This is a genomic window from Mesorhizobium sp. M6A.T.Ce.TU.002.03.1.1 (assembly GCF_003997275.1).
GTDB lineage: Bacteria > Pseudomonadota > Alphaproteobacteria > Rhizobiales > Rhizobiaceae > Mesorhizobium > Mesorhizobium mediterraneum.
Window position 1 is genome coordinate 65,095 of sequence record NZ_RZTI01000014.1, and the last position, 16,750, is coordinate 81,844.

General features: G+C 61.5%; 11 protein-coding genes and 1 pseudogene. 3 read left to right on the forward strand and 9 right to left on the reverse strand.

Translation table 11 applies throughout. The features are described from left to right. Positions 1 to 7: 7 nt before the first annotated feature. Positions 8 to 1,207: a mandelate racemase/muconate lactonizing enzyme family protein gene (locus EOC93_RS07110; protein ID WP_127204222.1), complete on the forward strand. Its 1,200-nt coding sequence runs from the start codon at positions 8 to 10 to the stop codon at positions 1,205 to 1,207. A 351-nt stretch (positions 1,208 to 1,558) separates the two neighbouring features. Here EOC93_RS07110 and EOC93_RS07115 read toward each other — a convergent pair whose 3' ends face one another. The 4 genes from EOC93_RS07115 to EOC93_RS07130 all read right to left on the reverse strand — a co-directional run bounded on the left by EOC93_RS07115 (position 1,559) and on the right by EOC93_RS07130 (position 6,978). Beyond that, the gene (locus tag EOC93_RS07115) at positions 1,559 to 3,178 is read right to left on the reverse strand and encodes an ABC transporter ATP-binding protein (RefSeq protein ID WP_127204223.1); all 1,620 of its coding nucleotides are present in this window, start codon (positions 3,176 to 3,178) and stop codon (positions 1,559 to 1,561) included. A 1-nt stretch (position 3,179) separates the two neighbouring features. Beyond that, positions 3,180 to 4,301, reverse strand: coding sequence for an ABC transporter permease subunit (locus EOC93_RS07120; protein WP_095486241.1), 1,122 nt, complete (start codon positions 4,299 to 4,301; stop codon positions 3,180 to 3,182). Beyond that, on the reverse strand, positions 4,294 to 5,217 hold the full coding sequence (locus tag EOC93_RS07125) for an ABC transporter permease subunit (protein WP_095486240.1): 924 nt from the start codon (positions 5,215 to 5,217) through the stop codon (positions 4,294 to 4,296). Before EOC93_RS07125 ends, EOC93_RS07120 begins: the two co-directional genes overlap by 8 nt. A gap of 168 nt (positions 5,218 to 5,385) precedes the next feature. Continuing rightward, positions 5,386 to 6,978: a peptide ABC transporter substrate-binding protein gene (locus tag EOC93_RS07130; protein ID WP_127204224.1), complete on the reverse strand. Its 1,593-nt coding sequence runs from the start codon at positions 6,976 to 6,978 to the stop codon at positions 5,386 to 5,388. 384 nt (positions 6,979 to 7,362) lie between these two features. Between EOC93_RS07130 and EOC93_RS07135 the strand changes: the two genes are divergently transcribed. Both EOC93_RS07135 and EOC93_RS07140 read left to right on the forward strand, forming a co-directional pair. Beyond that, positions 7,363 to 7,842: a TadE/TadG family type IV pilus assembly protein gene (locus tag EOC93_RS07135; RefSeq protein ID WP_127204225.1), complete on the forward strand. Its 480-nt coding sequence runs from the start codon at positions 7,363 to 7,365 to the stop codon at positions 7,840 to 7,842. A 45-nt stretch (positions 7,843 to 7,887) separates the two neighbouring features. Then, positions 7,888 to 9,627: a pilus assembly protein TadG-related protein gene (locus EOC93_RS07140; protein ID WP_127204226.1), complete on the forward strand. Its 1,740-nt coding sequence runs from the start codon at positions 7,888 to 7,890 to the stop codon at positions 9,625 to 9,627. A 15-nt stretch (positions 9,628 to 9,642) separates the two neighbouring features. Here EOC93_RS07140 and EOC93_RS07145 read toward each other — a convergent pair whose 3' ends face one another. From EOC93_RS07145 to EOC93_RS07165, 5 genes and pseudogenes are all read right to left on the reverse strand, one after another. After that, a complete protein-coding gene (locus tag EOC93_RS07145) occupies positions 9,643 to 11,271 on the reverse strand; it encodes an alpha-glucosidase family protein (RefSeq protein ID WP_127204230.1) in 1,629 nt (542 codons plus the stop codon). Then, complete coding sequence (glgX, locus tag EOC93_RS07150) at positions 11,271 to 13,298, reverse strand: glycogen debranching protein GlgX (RefSeq protein ID WP_127204227.1); 2,028 nt, start codon at positions 13,296 to 13,298, stop codon at positions 11,271 to 11,273. The genes EOC93_RS07145 and glgX overlap by 1 nt, the downstream gene beginning before the upstream one ends. 11 nt (positions 13,299 to 13,309) lie before the next feature. Then, the gene (locus EOC93_RS07155; RefSeq protein WP_127204228.1) at positions 13,310 to 14,938 is read right to left on the reverse strand and encodes an alpha-D-glucose phosphate-specific phosphoglucomutase; all 1,629 of its coding nucleotides are present in this window, start codon (positions 14,936 to 14,938) and stop codon (positions 13,310 to 13,312) included. Positions 14,939 to 14,941: 3 nt separating this feature from the next. Further along, entirely contained in the window at positions 14,942 to 16,387 is a 1,446-nt protein-coding gene (gene glgA, locus EOC93_RS07160) for a glycogen synthase GlgA (protein WP_127204229.1), read from the reverse strand. 3 nt (positions 16,388 to 16,390) lie between these two features. Continuing rightward, positions 16,391 to 16,750, reverse strand: a pseudogene (locus EOC93_RS07165) (glucose-1-phosphate adenylyltransferase); the annotation flags it as partial.

Here is a 16,750-nt window from a genome sequence, read left to right on the forward strand (position 1 = left end):
CTGCGCCATGAAGATCACCGATCTCCGCTGCGCCGTCATCGGCAAGCATCCCATCGTTCGCATTGTCACCGACGAGGGCCTCTATGGCCTGGGTGAGGTCGAGTACACCAAGCCCTACCTCAAGCCCTGGGTGCTGCATTTCCGCGAGGCCCTGATCGGCGAAGACCCGACCGACGTCGAGCGGGTGATGCTGAAGATCCGCCAACGCGGCTCTTTCAAGCCCTATGGCGCGGCGGTGAGCGCTATCGAGCATGCGCTGTGGGACATTGCCGGCAAGGCCGCAGGCGTGCCGGCCTACAAGCTGCTCGGCGGCAAGGTGCGCGACAAGGTGCGCGTCTACAACGGCTCGATCCGCCAGAAACGCACGGGCGACCGGCCGGAGGATTACGCCGCTGACGTCAAATGGATGATGGAGCAGCCGCAGAACTTCTTCATGGTCAAGCAAGGAATCTCGTTCCACTCCAACATGAAGGACACTATCGAGGGCTTCCATTACGGCGTGAAGCAGAAGAAGGCAGGCTATCACGGCGCCATGGATCAGGGCGTGATCAGCGAGCGCGGTTTCAATCACATGCTCGACTGCGTGATCGCGATGAAGGAAGTGCTGGGCGACGAGGTCAGCCTGGCGCTCGACTGCGGCCCGGGCTGGATGCTGCCGGATGCGATCAAGTTCGCTCGCGCGGTCGAGAAATACAATTTGATGTGGCTCGAGGACATGCTGACCGGCGACTATGTGCCGTGGGTCAATCCGCAGGCCTATCGGGAGCTGACCACCTCCACCTCGACGCCAATCCATACCGGCGAGCAGATCTACCTGCGGCACAATTTCAAGGAGCTGATCGAGACGCAGGCGGTGCGCGTCATTGGTCCCGATCCTGCCGATATCGGTGGCATAGCCGAGCTCAAATGGGTGGCCGAGCACGCCTATATGCACTCGATCCTGATGGCGCCGCACGGCACGGCGAACGGCCTGCTCGGCCTCGGCGCGCTGATCAATGTCTGCGCCACGTTGCCCGCCAACTACGTGGCTTTCGAATATCCCAGCGCTTCGGACCCGTGGTGGAGCGACATCGTCATTGGCCTGCCTGAGCAGGTCGTGAAGGACAGCATGGTGGACCTGCTGGAAGCGCCGGGGCTGGGCCTCGATATCGACGCCGAAGCAACCAGGAAGTACCTCAGGGAAGAGGACGCGGGCTTCTTCGACTGAACCATTCTCGCCGGCATCTGCCGCGCTCGACCCGACTAGCGACGTTTTCCTACATCGACCTGCGCTGGATGTTCGTTAACAACAGCCAACTGTCGCGCAAATCAGGCGGGTGCTCTGTCTGGAATGCAAGCTCAAAGCATGCGTGGTTTATCCCCATTGCGCATTTACGCTTTTGTCGGCGTTGATCCCGAAAGGTCAATCACGTGGGTCCCACTCTTCAGGGTTTGTGTGGTCAGACTTGATACTAATCACCTAGCCGGAATGAACTGTCTCCCTTCTCCCGGAACGGCCAGTGGTTGGCTGTTTTGCTCCCGAAAAAATCTCCCTCCGCTGCAGGCCTGACTGATCGCGTTACGCGCTTAAGCGAAACCGAGTGACGTCGATGGCCGCGGCCATCAGCGTCTGCGTGTAGGTAGCTTGCGGATTGCTGAAGATCGCCTCGGTCGGCCCTTCCTCGACGATCTTGCCCTGCTTCATGACGATGATGTAGTCGGCCATGGCGCGCACGACGGCGAGATCGTGGCTTATGAACAGATACGACAGTTCATGGTCGGCCTGCAGCTTGCGCAGCAGTTCGACGATCTGCTTCTGGACGGAGCGGTCGAGCGCCGAGGTCGGCTCGTCGAGGACGACCACCTTGGGCTTGAGGATCATCGCGCGCGCGATGGCAATGCGCTGGCGCTGGCCGCCGGAGAATTCGTGCGGGTAGCGATTGCGCGCATTCGGATCGAGTCCGACCTCGCGCAAGGCCTCGACCGCGCGGAGATCGCGTTGCTTGCCCGACAGGGTTGGCTCATGCACCAGAAGTCCTTCGGTGATGACTTGGCCGACGGTCATGCGCGGCGACAGCGAACCGAAAGGGTCCTGGAACACGAGCTGCAATTCACGCCGCAACGGCCGCATGGCCTGACGGTCGGCGGAGGAGATATCGCGATCGCCAAAGCGGATGAGGCCATCGCTTGGCAAGAGCCGCAGCAAAGCCCGGCCAAGCGTCGATTTTCCCGAACCGGATTCGCCGACGATGCCGATGGTCTGGTTCCGCTGCAGGCGGATCGAAATGTGATCGACTGCGCGCAGCACCAGCGGCTCTCCGGCAAGAAACCCGCCGCCGATCTTGAAGTTCACTTCGACATTCCTGCCTTCGAGCAGGACGGGCGCGTTTGGCGGTGGCGGCGCCTTGGTTCCGGTCGGCTCGGCGGCCAGCAGCATCTTGGTGTAGGCATGCTGCGGGTTGACGAAGATCGCTTCCGCATCACCCTCCTCGACGACTTCGCCGTAGCGCATGACGTAGACGCGGTCGGCAAAGCGCCGGACGATGCCGAGATCATGGGTGATGAAGACGATCGCCATGCCGAGCTTGCGCTGCAGTTCGGCGAGCAGCATGAGGATCTGCGCCTGGATCGTCACGTCGAGCGCCGTCGTCGGTTCGTCTGCGATCAGTATGTCGGGATCGTTGGCCAGCGCCATGGCGATCATGACCCGCTGTCGCTGGCCACCCGACATTTCATGCGGGTAGGATTTCATCCGCCGTTCGGGATCGGGAATATGAACCAGCCGCAAGAGCTTGAGCGCCTCTTCGCGTGCTTGTGCCGCACTAAGCCCGCGATGCCGGCGGATCGGTTCGATCAGCTGATTGCCGATCGAATAGAGCGGATCGAGCGAGGTCATCGGCTCCTGGAAGATCATGCTGATCTTGCGGCCGCGGACCTTGTTCAACTCGGGCTTGCTTAGGGTTAAAAGGTTGCGGCCGCGATAGTCGACGACGCCTGTCGCCTCGCCGTTCGAGGCCAGCAGGCTCATCGCTGCCATCATCGTCTGGCTCTTGCCGGACCCGGATTCACCGACCACGGCGACGGTTTCGCCTGCATTAACGTGGATGTTGATGCCCTTGACCGCCTCGACCACGCCGTCGAGCGTTCGAAAGCGGACGCGAAGGTCTTTAACGTTGAGGATCGTTTCGGAAGCGTCCATCTCAACGATCCCTAGGGTCGAGCGCATCGCGCAGGCCGTCGCCAACGAAGTTCAGCGCGAACAGCGTCGAGACGAGAAAGAAGGCAGGGAACAAGAGCAGCCAGTTGGCGGTGCCGATGTTCTTGGCGCCGGTCGAGATCAGTACGCCCCAGCTGGTCATCGGTTCCTGCACGCCAAGCCCGAGGAAGGACAGGAAACTCTCCAGGATGATGACATGCGGCACCAGCAGCGTCATGTAGATGACCACTGGGCCAAGCAGGTTGGGAATGACGTGGCGGATCAGGATGCCGCGCTGGCCGATGCCCATCGCCTCCGCCGCCTGGACATATTCCTGCCGCCGGATCGACAGCGCCTGACCGCGCACGATGCGCGCCATGTCGAGCCAGAGCACGGCGCCGACCGCAAGGAACATCAGCACGAAGTTCCGGCCGAAGAAGACCACCAGCATGATGACGAAGAAGATGAACGGCAGCGAATAAAGCACATCGACGATGCGCATCATCACCTCGTCGACCTTGCCGCCGGCAAGGCCGGCAGTAGCGCCATAGAGCACGCCGATGACGCCGGCGACGACCCCGGCGAGCAGGCCGATGGCCAGCGAGATGCGCCCGGCCATCAGCGTCCGCGACAGGAGATCGCGGCCGGTATTGTCGGTGCCGAACAGGAAATACTGCTGCCTGATCGAAGCGCTCATCACCGCTTCAAGGCCGTCAGGCGATTTGCTCTCGATCTTCGTGTTGTCGAAGGCATCGGAACGGTCGAGGTAGCGGACATTGCGGTCGTCGATCGGCTTGGAAGATGTGACGGTGACGAAGATGCGATTGTCTTCCTGCCGCCACTCCTTGATGTCGACACGCATACGCTTGATCGCCTCATTGAGCGCCGTTTCGATCTTGTCGGCCTTCGGATAGGCCGAGAAGCTCGGCGGCGTGCGCACATAGTCGGCGTAGATGGTGGTGTATCGATGCGGCACCAAAGAGGGCCCGAACACGCTGAGGAGCGCGATGAAGGCAAGATAATACAGGCTGAACATGGCGGCGCGATTGGCCTTGAGGCGCGCCCAGGCATCGGCCCACAAGGAGCGGCCGACGACGGCCGGAACGGTGGCTGCGATGTCAGTCATAGCGCACTCTCGGATCGACGAAGGCGTACATGATGTCGACGATCAGGTTGAAGACGATGGTGAACAGAGCGATGACCACCACGGTGCCCATGACCAGCGTGTAGTCGCGGTTGAGCGCAGCCTCGACGAAATAGCGGCCGATGCCGGGAACGGCGAAAATCGTCTCGACGATGATCGAGCCGGTGAGCAATGCCGCCGCCGCCGGGCCGGTGAAGGAGACGATCGGCAGAATGGCGCCGCGCAGCGCATGCTTGACGACCACCGACCAGTCCGACAGACCGAGCGCGCGTGCGGTGCGGATGTGGTGCGAGCGCAACGATTCGATCATCGAGCCGCGCATCAGGCGGGCGACGATGGCGATCTGCGGCAAAGCGAGGGTCAGCACAGGCCCGACCTTGTTGAGGAGAGCGCCATCCCCCCAGCCGCCGATCGGCAGCAGCTTCCAGGTCAGACCGAACAAAAGCTGGATCACTGGTGCGATGACGAAGGTCGGGATAGTGCTGCCAGCGGCAGCCAGCGCAATCACCGAATAGTCGGCAAGCTTGTTCTGATTGAGCGCGGCAATGGTGCCGAGGAGACTGCCGAGCAGCAGCGCCAGGATCAGGGCCGAGGCGCCGATCTGAATCGAAATGGGCAGCCCCTTGGCAAACAATTCGGTGACGGTGAAATCCGGCATGTTGTAGCTCGGCCCGAAATTGCCGCGCAGCAGATTGCCGAGATAGTGGACATATTGCAGCCAGAGCGGATCGTTCAGGCCAAACTGCGCTTCAAGATTGGCCTTGATCTCCGGACTCAGGCCCCGCTCCTGATTGAATGGCCCGCCCGGCGCGACGCGTATCAGGAAGAACGCCATCGTCACGATGACGAACAGCGTCGGAATGGCGGTCAGGAGCCGCCGAAATACGTAACGCAGCATCGGTTCCCCGCTTTGCTAGCAAACCGGAACCGCCGCCCTAACTCATGACCCCGAACCGAACCGAAGGTTCGGAAGGGGCCATGCGCAAAATCAAAGCGTTACAGCGTCCTTTGCGCGTCCCGAAGGACGCGCGGCGCTGCAAAAGAGCGGCAGTTCGGCCAAGGAAAATCAGTCCTTGGAGATGAAGCGCGACGGATGCACGTCCATGACGTTGTCCTCGAAGCCACGAAGCTTCGGAGAAACGATATCGTGATAACTATAGTAGAGAAGCGGGATGTTGCCGACCTCATCGACGAGGATGCGCTCGGCCTTGGCGAGTTCCTTCATGCGCTCTTCGGGCTTGCCGCCGGCGGCTGCCGCCTTGTCCATGGCCTCCTCGTATTTCGGGCTGTTGTAGACCGAATAGTTGTTGCCACTGGCCTTGCGGGTGATGCCGAGGAAGGTTTCCGGATCCTTGTAGTCCGCAATCCAGGCGGCACGCGCGACGTCATAGTCGCCCTTCTGCTCCAGGAAGGAGTAGTGGGTCTTGGTGTCGGTGTTGAGCAACGTGATTTCGATGCCGAGCGGCTTCAACTGTTCCTGGATGGCGACCGCGGTGTTCTTGTGGTTTTCCGAAGTGTTGTAGCGGATTTCCATCTTCAGCGGATTCTCGGGCGTGTAGCCAAGCTTCTCAAGCACCTTCTTGGCTTCGTCCTCGCGGTCGATTTGCGACATCTCAGCATACTTGGCCATTGCCGGCGTGTAACCCTCGATGCCCGGAGGCACCATCGAATAACCGGGCAGCATCGAGTTCTGCCAGACCTTTTCGGCAATGAAGTCGCGGTCGATTGCCATGGAGATGGCGTTGCGCAGCTCGACATTATCCCATGGGGCCTTGTCGGTCTTGATCGCATAATAGTAGGTGCCGAGATACGGCCCGACGCGGATTTGATCGCCAAACTTGGCCTTGAGATCGGCGAGCTGTTCGGTCGGGAGATCATCGTAGCTGTCGAGTTCGCCGGCCTCGAAGCGCTTCATCGCCGACGAGCGGTCTTCGGTCGGGATAACGTTGACGGTGTCGATCTTGACGGTCGCAGCATCCCAGAATTTCGGATTCTTGACCAGTTTGATGTGGTCGTTGGGAACCCACTCCGCCAGCGTAAAGGCGCCGTTGGAGACCAGGTTGCCCGGCTTGATCCAATCTGCGCCAAGCTTTTCGATGGAAGCCTTGTTGACCGGATAGGCCGCCTGGTGGGTCAGCATTTCGAGGAAGTAGGGCGTGGGCGCCTTCAGCGTCACTTCCAGGGTACTTGCGTCAATTGCCTTGACGCCCATCTCCTCGGGCTTGGCCTTCTTGGTGTTCACCTCCTCGGCGTTCTTCACGGGATAGAGCATCGAGGCATATTCGGCGCCGGTGGCCGGGTCTTCCAGCCGCTGGAAAGAGTAGACGAAGTCATCTGCCGTCACCGGGCTGCCGTCCGACCAGACGCCGTCCTTGCGCAGCTTGAAGGTATAGACGGTGCCGTCGTCCGATACCGTCCAGCTCTCGGCGGCGCCCGGAATGACATTCGCCTTTTGATCTTGCATGACCAGTCCCTGGAACAGGTCACGCAAAACATTGGCTTCGTAGACTGTCGAGGTCTTGTGCGGGTCGACCGACTCCACTTCGGCGGCGCTGCCTCTGTTATAGACGACCTCGGCGAAAGCCGGCGCGTAGAACGTGCCCGCGGCCAACGTCATGGTTGTGGCGAATACCGTCGCCTTCAGCATATTTTTCAGCATGAAGTTCTCCCTGTCGAGACGGCCCTACAGCTACGCCTCTTGAGTGTTGACGCCCCGAAACCGATTAGATGGCCCCTTTGAGCGCGCCGCCGGTTCCCTTTCCGGCAGCTGGTGGCCAGACAGTAACGTGGAGAATTTTTATTTCAACAGGCTCTAGGGGTCACCCAAAGTAAGGCGCGCCGAGAGCTACCTCGTGGCCGATAGAACAGTAATTGAAACCATAGGCTTGGCTGCGTTTTCTCACTTCGAGATTTTCGTTTCCGGCAAGAAACCTGTCGTCGATTCCACTTTGTCGAAATGTCTTAAGCCGCCTTTAAGCAACCATGGGTTACATTGCACGATGGGCTTCGATAGATCTCACACATCTCCCAACGGGCAAAGGGTATGAACAGCACAGAAAGTAAGGCAGCCGCCACAAAGTGCCAAAAAACACTCCACTTAAGAATAATCTGGCGTCTATGTAGAGAAAATTCCGGCACCTCTGCAATCGAGTTTGCACTGCTTTCGCCCATTTTCATCCTGCTTTTGCTCGGTATAGTTGCATATGGTATCTATTTTGGTGCAAGCAACTCCGTGCAGCAGATCGCGGCGGATGCCGCACGCACGGCAATTGCCGGGCTGAACGAAACCGAGCGCCAGGCGCTGGTGACCAGCTTCGTCAACAACAACGCCAGTGGATATCCCTTTGTCGATTCCGACAAGCTGACCTATCAGGCTAAAGACAGCACGGCCGACGGAAAACAGTTCGTGGTCTCCATCCAATACGATGCCAGCAACCTGCCCGTCTGGAATCTATTCCCGGCGCTGCCCATGCCGGGAAGCACGATCTCACGCAAGTCGACAATACGGGTCGGGGGCATCTGAATGTCGGAACCTTTACTGGGGAGGATCGGCCGGGTTGCTCGCTCAATGCTTGGCGACCCGAAGGCGAACTTCACCGTCATGACGGCGCTGTGCGCACCGTTCGCGCTGGCGCTGGCTGCCTTCGCCATCGATGAAGGTTCGATCTATGTGGAGCGCCGGGAGGCGCAGTCACTGGTCGATCTTGCCGCGATCACGGCGGCTTCCAACATCAACAACATAGAGGCCGCGGTGGTGACCACGCTCGGCGATAACGGAATGCCGGGTATTGTTGTTCAGAAGGCAGGACAGACAATCGTTCCTACTCTCGGAAAAACCATTGTGTCGGTCACCGCCGGTCGATATTCACCAGAGTCGTCGCTCGGCGTCGACAAGCGCTTCGAGGCCGGCAAGACGCCCTACAACGCCGTCCATGTCGCCCTGCAAAAGATACCCGCCCGCTATTTCGCGAGTTCGCTTATCGCGACTCCGGTGATCGGTACCCAAGCCGTTGCCAGCATAGCGCCGCAGGCGATGTTTTCGGTCGGGTCCAGGCTTCTCAGCGTCAATGGCGGCATCCTGAACTCGCTTCTCAGCGGCCTCCTGGGCGGCAACATTTCGCTCAGCGTCATGGACTACAACGCTCTGATCGCTGCCGACGTCAACCTGCTTTCGTTCTTTGACGCACTTGCCGTTCAGTTGCAGCTGACAGGTGTCAGCTATTCGGAGGTGTTGGCTTCGAAAGCTACGGTGGGCCAGATAGCGACGGCCATGGCTGACGTTTCACCCGTTGGCAGCACCAGCAAGCTTGCTTTGCAGACAATCGCCTCAAGGACCACCAGCACGGTCAAGATACCGCTCAATCATCTTGTCGACCTTGGATCAATTGGCCAACTGGGCCTCGGGCAACAGTCGGCCGGTTTTTCGGTCGACGCTAGCGCCATGGGCATACTGACCACCGCCGCCGCACTGGCCAACGGCTCGAAGCAGGTCGAGCTCAATCTCGGAGCCACGATTCCGGGGCTTGTCTCCACCACGCTTGCCGTTGCCATCGGCGAACCTGCGCAATTCTCGCCATGGCTGACAATTGGCGAGAAGGGCGCCGTGGTGCGTACGGCGCAGACACGGATCAAGCTGGTGGCGTCGGTCGGCGGCAGCAATGCGACTCTCGGTGGCGGCATCAGCCTCCTGGCCGTCAAACTGCCGCTGCATGTCGAGGTGGCCTCTGCCGAAGCCAAGCTGACCGACATCAGTTGCCCGACGGGGCATCCCGACAGTTTGAAGGTTTCCGTTGCCGCACGCCCGAGCCTAGCATCGCTGCACCTTGGCGCCAGCGATGCCGACAACAGCCCCTCCGCCTTCGCCGATTTCAGCAACCCACAGTCGTTTCAAAATGCCGAAATCGCGCAGGTCAGCGTGAAGCTTCTGTTTCTCACCCTGAATCTGATCGGCGTGAATGGCTCTGCGGCCTTCGAGATCACCAACACCGAGCCGACGACATTGACCTTCAACAGCACCGAAATCGCAAACAAGACGATAAAGACCGCTTCCACGAAAAACCTGACGCAATCTCTTACCACGTCGCTGGTCAACAATTTGTCGCTTTCGGTCAGTGCGCTGGGCCTCGGGCTTGATGTAACCGCGCTGCTTGGAACGGTGAAGCCAGCAGTTGTGGCGCTGCTGAACGGTGTGACTGCGCCTGTCGACGAATTGGTTTATAACGTGCTTGCGGCACTGGGCGTGCGTGTCGGCGAGGCCGATGTCCGGGTCCTGGGCGCGACTTGCGGGCGCTCCGTGCTCGTTCAATGACGGCCAGGTGAGAGGTCAGCCGGCTCGTCCCAGGAAGCAGCCCAAGGGCGGCAGCGACAGCATCTTATCCTGCAAGACGGCATCAGTGCCGCCAAGATCGACTGTCTCTGCAACATCTGCATCCTGAGGCAACGGCCAGTCGGCCGGCTCGTCGGCGAAATTGAAGACGCAGAGCAGCTTCTCGCCGCCGCCTTCGCGAATGAAGGCAAGGACATCACCCTCTGCATCGAGAAACCGGATCGAGCCCTGTACCAGGGCCACATGCTGCTTGCGCAAGGCGAGCATCGCCCGGTAGCTGGCTAGAACCGACTTCTCCTCGCCGTTTTGGACATCAACCGCGCGGGCGCGATGGCTATCCGGCACCGGAAGCCACGGTCTGCCAGTGGAAAAACCGGCATTGTCGGCTCCTTTCTCCCAGACCATCGGCGTGCGGCATCCGTCCCTGCCCTTGAACCCGGGCCAGAAGCGGATGCCGTAGGGGTCGCGCAGATCCTCGAACGCCAGTTCCGCCTCCTCCAACCCAAGCTCCTCGCCCTGATAGAGGCAGATCGATCCACGCAGGCACGACAGCAGCGCGATCGAGAATTTTGCCACCGCCTCCAGATCGCCGCCGGGCCTTGTCCAGCGCGTCACATGGCGAACGACGTCGTGGTTGGAAAACGCCCAGCAGACCCAGCCGTCGGAGACCGTACTCTCGAAAGCCTCGACGCAGCCACGTACGTGTGCTGCCGAGAATTGCGGACCGAGCAGGTCGAAAGTGTAGCACATGTCGAGCTTGTCGCCGCCGGCGGTGTAGGCGGCGAGCGTCTGCAACGAACGGCCCTCGTCGCCGACCTCACCGACGGCGGCGCGGCCGTGATATTCGTCGAGCAGCGCCCGAAAACGCCTGAGGAAAGCGAGGTTTTCAGGCTGCGTCTTGTCAAACAGATGCTCCTGATAGAGATAGGGATTGGCTTCGGTATTGATGCCGGCGACGCTCGATGCCAGTGGCGGATTGCTGCGCAGCCAGCGGTCATGGACGTAGTAGTTGACCGTATCCAGCCGGAAACCGTCGACGCCGCGCTCCAGCCAGAACCGTACCGTCTCCAGCAAGGCGTCCTGAACCTCCGGATTGTGGAAATTCAGGTCCGGCTGCGAGGCGAGGAAATTGTGCATGTAATATTGCCTGCGGGTCGCATCCCACTCCCAGGCGGGTCCGCCGAAAACCGACAGCCAGTTGTTGGGCGCGGTGCCGTCAGGCCTCGGATCGGCCCAGACATACCAGTCGGCCCTGTGATTATCGCGGCTCGCGCGGCTTTCGACGAACCATTCATGCCGGTCGGAGGAATGCGACAGGACCTGGTCGATGATGACTTTCAGGCCGAGACGGTGCGCCTCGGCGACCACCGCGTCGAATTCCTCCGATGTGCCGAACATCGGATCGACGGCTGTATAGTCGGACACGTCGTAGCCCATATCGGCCATCGGGGATTTGAAGAAGGGCGACAGCCAGATGGCGTCGACGCCAAGCGATGCAACGTGAGCCAGCCTTGAGGCAATGCCACGCAGATCGCCGCCGCCGTCCCCCGTCGTGTCCTGGAAGGAGCGCGGATAGATCTGATAGATGACGCAGCCGCGCCACCACTCGGCATTGTCATCAGCCATCATGGGTTCTCCTCGATGCGGGCCGGCCCGACCTTGCGCTCGATCATGAAAACGACCGTTCGCCCAGGCACCGGCCGCGAGATGTCGAAAGCGCCAGCCGATGTTTCCATGGCCTGGCCCCAGAAAAATCCCTCGCGCTCCGGTAGCGTGAACATACAGGCCCGACGATCGCCATTGACGACGACCGCAAGACGGCAGCCCCCGTCGCCAGTGCCGCCGAGCACCATGGCCAGGCGATGCCGCTCAGGGTTCTGCCAGCTTCTCTCATCGACTGGCGCCCCGGCCTCGGTCAGCCAGGCAACATCCGGTACTTCCGACCCGGGCCGCGGCTCTCCGGTCAGGAAGCGCGTGTCGGAAAGTGCCGGCGCGGCGCGACGCATCGCGGCAAGTCCAGAGGCATAATGCTCCAGCGCCTGGTCGCGCCCGGCCCAGTCGAGCCAAGTGATTCCGTTGTCCTGCGCATAGGCGTTGTTGTTGCCCTTTTGCGTGCGGCCGAATTCGTCGCCTGCGGTCAGCATGATCGTTCCACGCGAGGCAAACAGCGTCGCCAGCAGCGCGCATTGATCATCAAAGCGGGCCTTGGCGATGGCCTCATCGCCGGCTTCGCCTTCGACGCCGTTGTTCCACGACAGGTTCTCGTTGTGGCCATCTCTGTTCTGCTCGCCATTGGCCTCGTTATGCTTGTGCTCGTAGGCAACGATATCGGCCAGCGCCATGCCATCATGCGCGGCGATGAAGTCGACGCTGCGGCTTGTTCGCTCTCCCGCTTTGGCAAAGACATCGGACGAGCCGGCGAGCCGCGTCGCCAGCGCGCCGACCATGCCGCGATCGCCACGCCAGAAGCGGCGGATATCGTCGCGATATCTGTCGTTCCACTCGAGGAAAGGCGGCGGGAAGTTGCCGAGTTGATAGCCGTCCGGCCCGATATCCCAAGGCTCGGCGATTAACACCCTGTCGCCAAGAACCGGATCGTTCCGAACGGCCCTCAGCAGCGGCGCATCGGTGTCGAAAATGCCCTCGACCCGCCCTAGAATGGGCGCCAGATCGAAACGGAAACCGCCGACGCCGGTATGGCGGACAAAATGGCGAAGCGTGTCGAGGACCATTTCCTGGACGAGCGGATGATCGCAAGCGACCGTATTGCCGGTGCCGGTGTCGTTGACCAGGCTGCCGTCCGGCCAATGCCGGTAATAGGCGCGGCTGTCGAGGCCCCGCAGCGACAGCGTCGGTCCAAACCTGTCGCTTTCGCCGGTGTGGTTGAAGACCAAGTCGAGGATGACACCGATGCCGGCCTCACGCAGTGCGGCGACAGTCTGCCGCAATTCCGCGAGACCGCCAGGCGCGAGGCGCGGATCGAGCGCCATGAAGGTCACGGGATTGTAGGCCCAGGCGTTGCGGAGCCCGAGTGGCGGCAGATGTCGCTCGTCGATCGACGCCGTCACCGGCATCAATTCGACCGCGCCGACCCCGAGTTTTTTTAAGTGCTCGACGATGGCTGGATGGGCAAGGGCAGCAATCGTGCCGCGCTGCTGCTTCGGGATGTCCGGATGCAGCATGGTGAAGGCTCGCACCGGCACTTCGTAGACCAGTCCACCGGGCTGGAACAGCGGCGGCAGACCAGCCAGCGGCTCTGGCAAGGCGCCGGCAATCGCCTTCGGCAGCAGCGGGGCGGTGTCGGTCCCCTCGCACCGGCGAGCGGCGAGCCGGTCGTCATAGAGAAAAGGCCTGTCGATCTCGACGGCATAGGGGTCGACCAGCAGCTTGTCGGGATCGAACCAGAGCCCTTGTTCGGGGGCATAGTCGCCATCGGCGCGAAAACCGTATCGAGTGCCGGCAGCGAGGCCGGTAACGAAAAGCGCGTGAACGCCCTCGCCTTCCGACCGGAGTTCGAGCCGGTCGATCTCACGGTTTCCCCGTTCGTCAAAGATCGAGACCCAGAGCCGGCTGGCCGCAGACGACCATGCGGCAAAACGAATGCCGCCTTGCCCGACAAGTCCGCCAAATCGCGGCCGATAACCGGCCGGCATTCCAGATGGCATCAGGTGATGACGCTCGGCTTGACGCGGCCGGTATGGCCGCGAATCCCGGCGATATCATCGGCTGCCGCAATCAGATCGGCAAGCGCCTCCTGGGTGTCAAGATCGTGCCTAGACTTGTCGGGCTCGTAGCGCTCGATATAGACGCGCAGCGTCGCCCCCGAGGTGCCGGTGCCGGAGAGACGGAAGACGACGCGCGATCCGCCTTCGAACAGCACCCTGATCCCCTGGTGCTTGGCTATCGAGCCATCGACCGGATCATGGTAGGCGAAATCGTCGGCGCCAGCGATCTTCATGCCGCGCACGCTGGTGCCGGGCAACGAAGCGAGCTTGGCGCGCAATTCGTCGACCAGCGCGTCGGCGCGGTCGGTCTCGACCTCTTCATAGTCATGGCGCGAATAGTAATTGCGGCCGTAGGTCGCCCAGTGCTCGGTGACGATCTGCATGGCGCTTTCGCCGCGGGCAGCAAGGATATTGAGCCACAACAGCACGGCCCACAGCCCGTCCTTTTCGCGGACATGGTTGGAGCCGGTTCCGGCACTTTCCTCGCCGCAGATCGTCGCCATGCCAGCGTCGAGAAGGTTGCCGAAGAATTTCCAGCCGGTCGGTGTTTCATAGATGCCGATGCCGAGCTTTTCAGCGACGCGGTCGGCCGCACCGCTGGTCGGCATCGAGCGGGCGATGCCTTTCAGGCCGGCCTTATAACCCGGCGCCAGATGGGCGTTGGCGGCGAGCATGGCCACGGAATCCGACGGGGTGACGAAAATGCCCTTGCCGATGATCAGGTTGCGGTCGCCGTCACCGTCGGAAGCGGCGCCGAAATCCGGCGCATCCGGTCCCATCATCTCGTCATAGAGGTGTTTGGCGTGAACCAGATTGGGATCGGGATGGTGGCCGCCGAAATCGGGCAGGGGAATGAAGTTACGGGCGGTGCCGTTCGGCGCGCCGAGACGGTTTTCCAGGATCTCCTTGGCGTAGGGACCGGTCACGGCATGCATGGCGTCGAAGCGCATGCGAAAACCCGATTTGAACAACGCGCGCAAGGCATCGAAATCGAACAGGCTTTCCATCAGCTCGGCATAGTCGGCGACCGGGTCGATCACCTCGACCGTCATGCCGCCCGCCTCGACGGTACCGATTGTGTCTAAGTCGACGGTGTCGATGTCGGCGATCTTGAAACTGGAGATCACCTTGGTCTTGGCGAAGATCGCGTCGGTCAGCTTTTCCGGCGCCGGGCCGCCATTGCCGGCATTGTACTTGATGCCGAAATCCTCGTGCGGGCCGCCCGGATTGTGGCTGGCCGACAGGATGATGCCGCCGAAGGTCTTGTATTTGCGGATGACATTGGAGGCCGCCGGCGTCGACAGGATGCCGCCCTGCCCGACCATCACCTTGCCGAAGCCGTTTGCTGCCGCCATGGCGATGGCCTTCTGGATGACCTCGCGGTTGTAGAAGCGGCCGTCGCCGCCGATCACCAGGGTCTTGCCCTTGAATCCATCCAGCGCATCGAAGATCGACTGGATGAAGTTCTCTGCATAGTGCCCCTGCTGGAACACCGGCACCTTCTTGCGCAGCCCGGAGGTGCCGGGCTTCTGGTCGAGATAGGGTTTGGTGGGGACGGTTTGTGTCATGCTTCAGGCAACCCTTTTCGAAAGCAGCAAGCGATAGAGCTCAACATATTTTTCCGCGCTTTTGTCCCACGACACGTCGGCCTTCATGCCTTGCCGCTGCATCGACGTCCAGACCGTGGGGTTGGCGTGCGCTTCGACCAGCCGGCGGATGGCGTGCAGCAAGGCGCCGGCATCGGCGGGCGCGAACTGGAAGCCGGTCGCGACGCCTGCCGAAACGGACGCTTCATTGGCATCGATGATCGTGTCAGCGAGGCCGCCGGTGCGGGCGACGACCGGCACGCAGCCATAGCGCAGGCCATAAAGCTGCGTCAGTCCGCAAGGCTCGAAGCGCGACGGGATGACGATGGCGTCACAGCCGCCCTGCATGGTGTGGGAAAGGCCCTCGTCGTAACCGATGACGACGCCGATGCGACCGCGGTGGCGGGCGGCGGCGGCCAGCAGCGCACCTTCGAGGCCGGCGTCGCCGGATCCCAGAATCGCCAGGCGCGCACCCCTCGCAACGATCCCGTCAACGACCGCCGCCAATATATCCATGCCCTTCTGCCAGGTGAGCCGGCTGATGACACAGACGATCGGACTGTCGTCGCGGTTGAGGTCAAAACGATCCTCGACGGCGGTCCGGTTGGGGTGCCGCGCCTTCAAAGTCTTGGCCGTGTAATTGGAGACCAGATGCTTGTCGGTGGCCGGGTCCCATATCTCGGTATCGATGCCGTTGACGATGCCATAGAGATCGACAGACCGCATGTTGACCAGGCCATCAAGGCCCATGCCGAATTCGGGCGAGCGGATTTCCTGGGCATAGGTCGGGCTGACCGTGGTGATGGCCCAGGCGGCCTGCAGGCCGGCCTTGAGGAAGCCGACGCCGCCATAATATTCGACGCCGTCGAGCGCCATGGCCGACGCCGGCAAGCCAAGCTCGCCAAAGATGCCGGCGCCGAACCGGCCCTGGAAAGCGAGGTTGTGGACGGTGATCATCGACGGCGTTCCGACCGCCTTGCCGTAGCGCATATAGGCCAGCGTCATCGCCGATTGCCAGTCATGGGCGTGGACGATGTCCGGCTGGTAGCCCGAGATGGCGCCGCCGGCGATGTCGCCGCCAACCTGGCTCAGGGCCGCGAAACGCCGCCAATTATCCGGCCAGTCGGCGCCGGTGGCATTGCCATAGGGACCGCCGGGACGATCGAACAGATGCGGCGCGTCGAGCACGAAAAGATCGAGCCCTGAAATCTCCACGGCATGGACCGAAGCTTTGCCGCCTTGCAACTGCGAGTATTGGTGAACGGCCTTTTTCTTCTTGAAGGCATCCATGATCTGGGGATAGCCGGGAACGAGCGTGCGCATCGTCACGCCGTTGCCGGCGAGCGCGATGGGCAACGCGCCGGTCACGTCGGCAAGCCCGCCAGTCTTGATCAGAGGGTATATTTCGGGCGTGACCGACAGAACCTGCATCCACTACAACCCCAGTTTGTCGATCATGACCTGCGTGATGAGGCAGATGCCCTTTTCGGAAACGCGGAAGCGCTTGGCGTCGAGAACCGGATCCTCGCCGACCACGAGCCCCTCCGGTATCCTTACGCCATGATCGATCACCACGCGCTTCAACCTTGCGTTCCGGCCGACATGGCAGTCGGGCAGCATGACGACGTCCTCGAGCGTCGAATAGGAATTGATGCGCGCGCCGGTGAAGATCAGGCTTCGCTTCAGTGACGCGCCTGAGACGATGCAATCGCCCGAGACGAGCGACGACACGGCCGAGCCGCGACGGCCATCCTCGTCATGCACGAACTTTGCCGGCGGTTTTTCTTGCGTCGC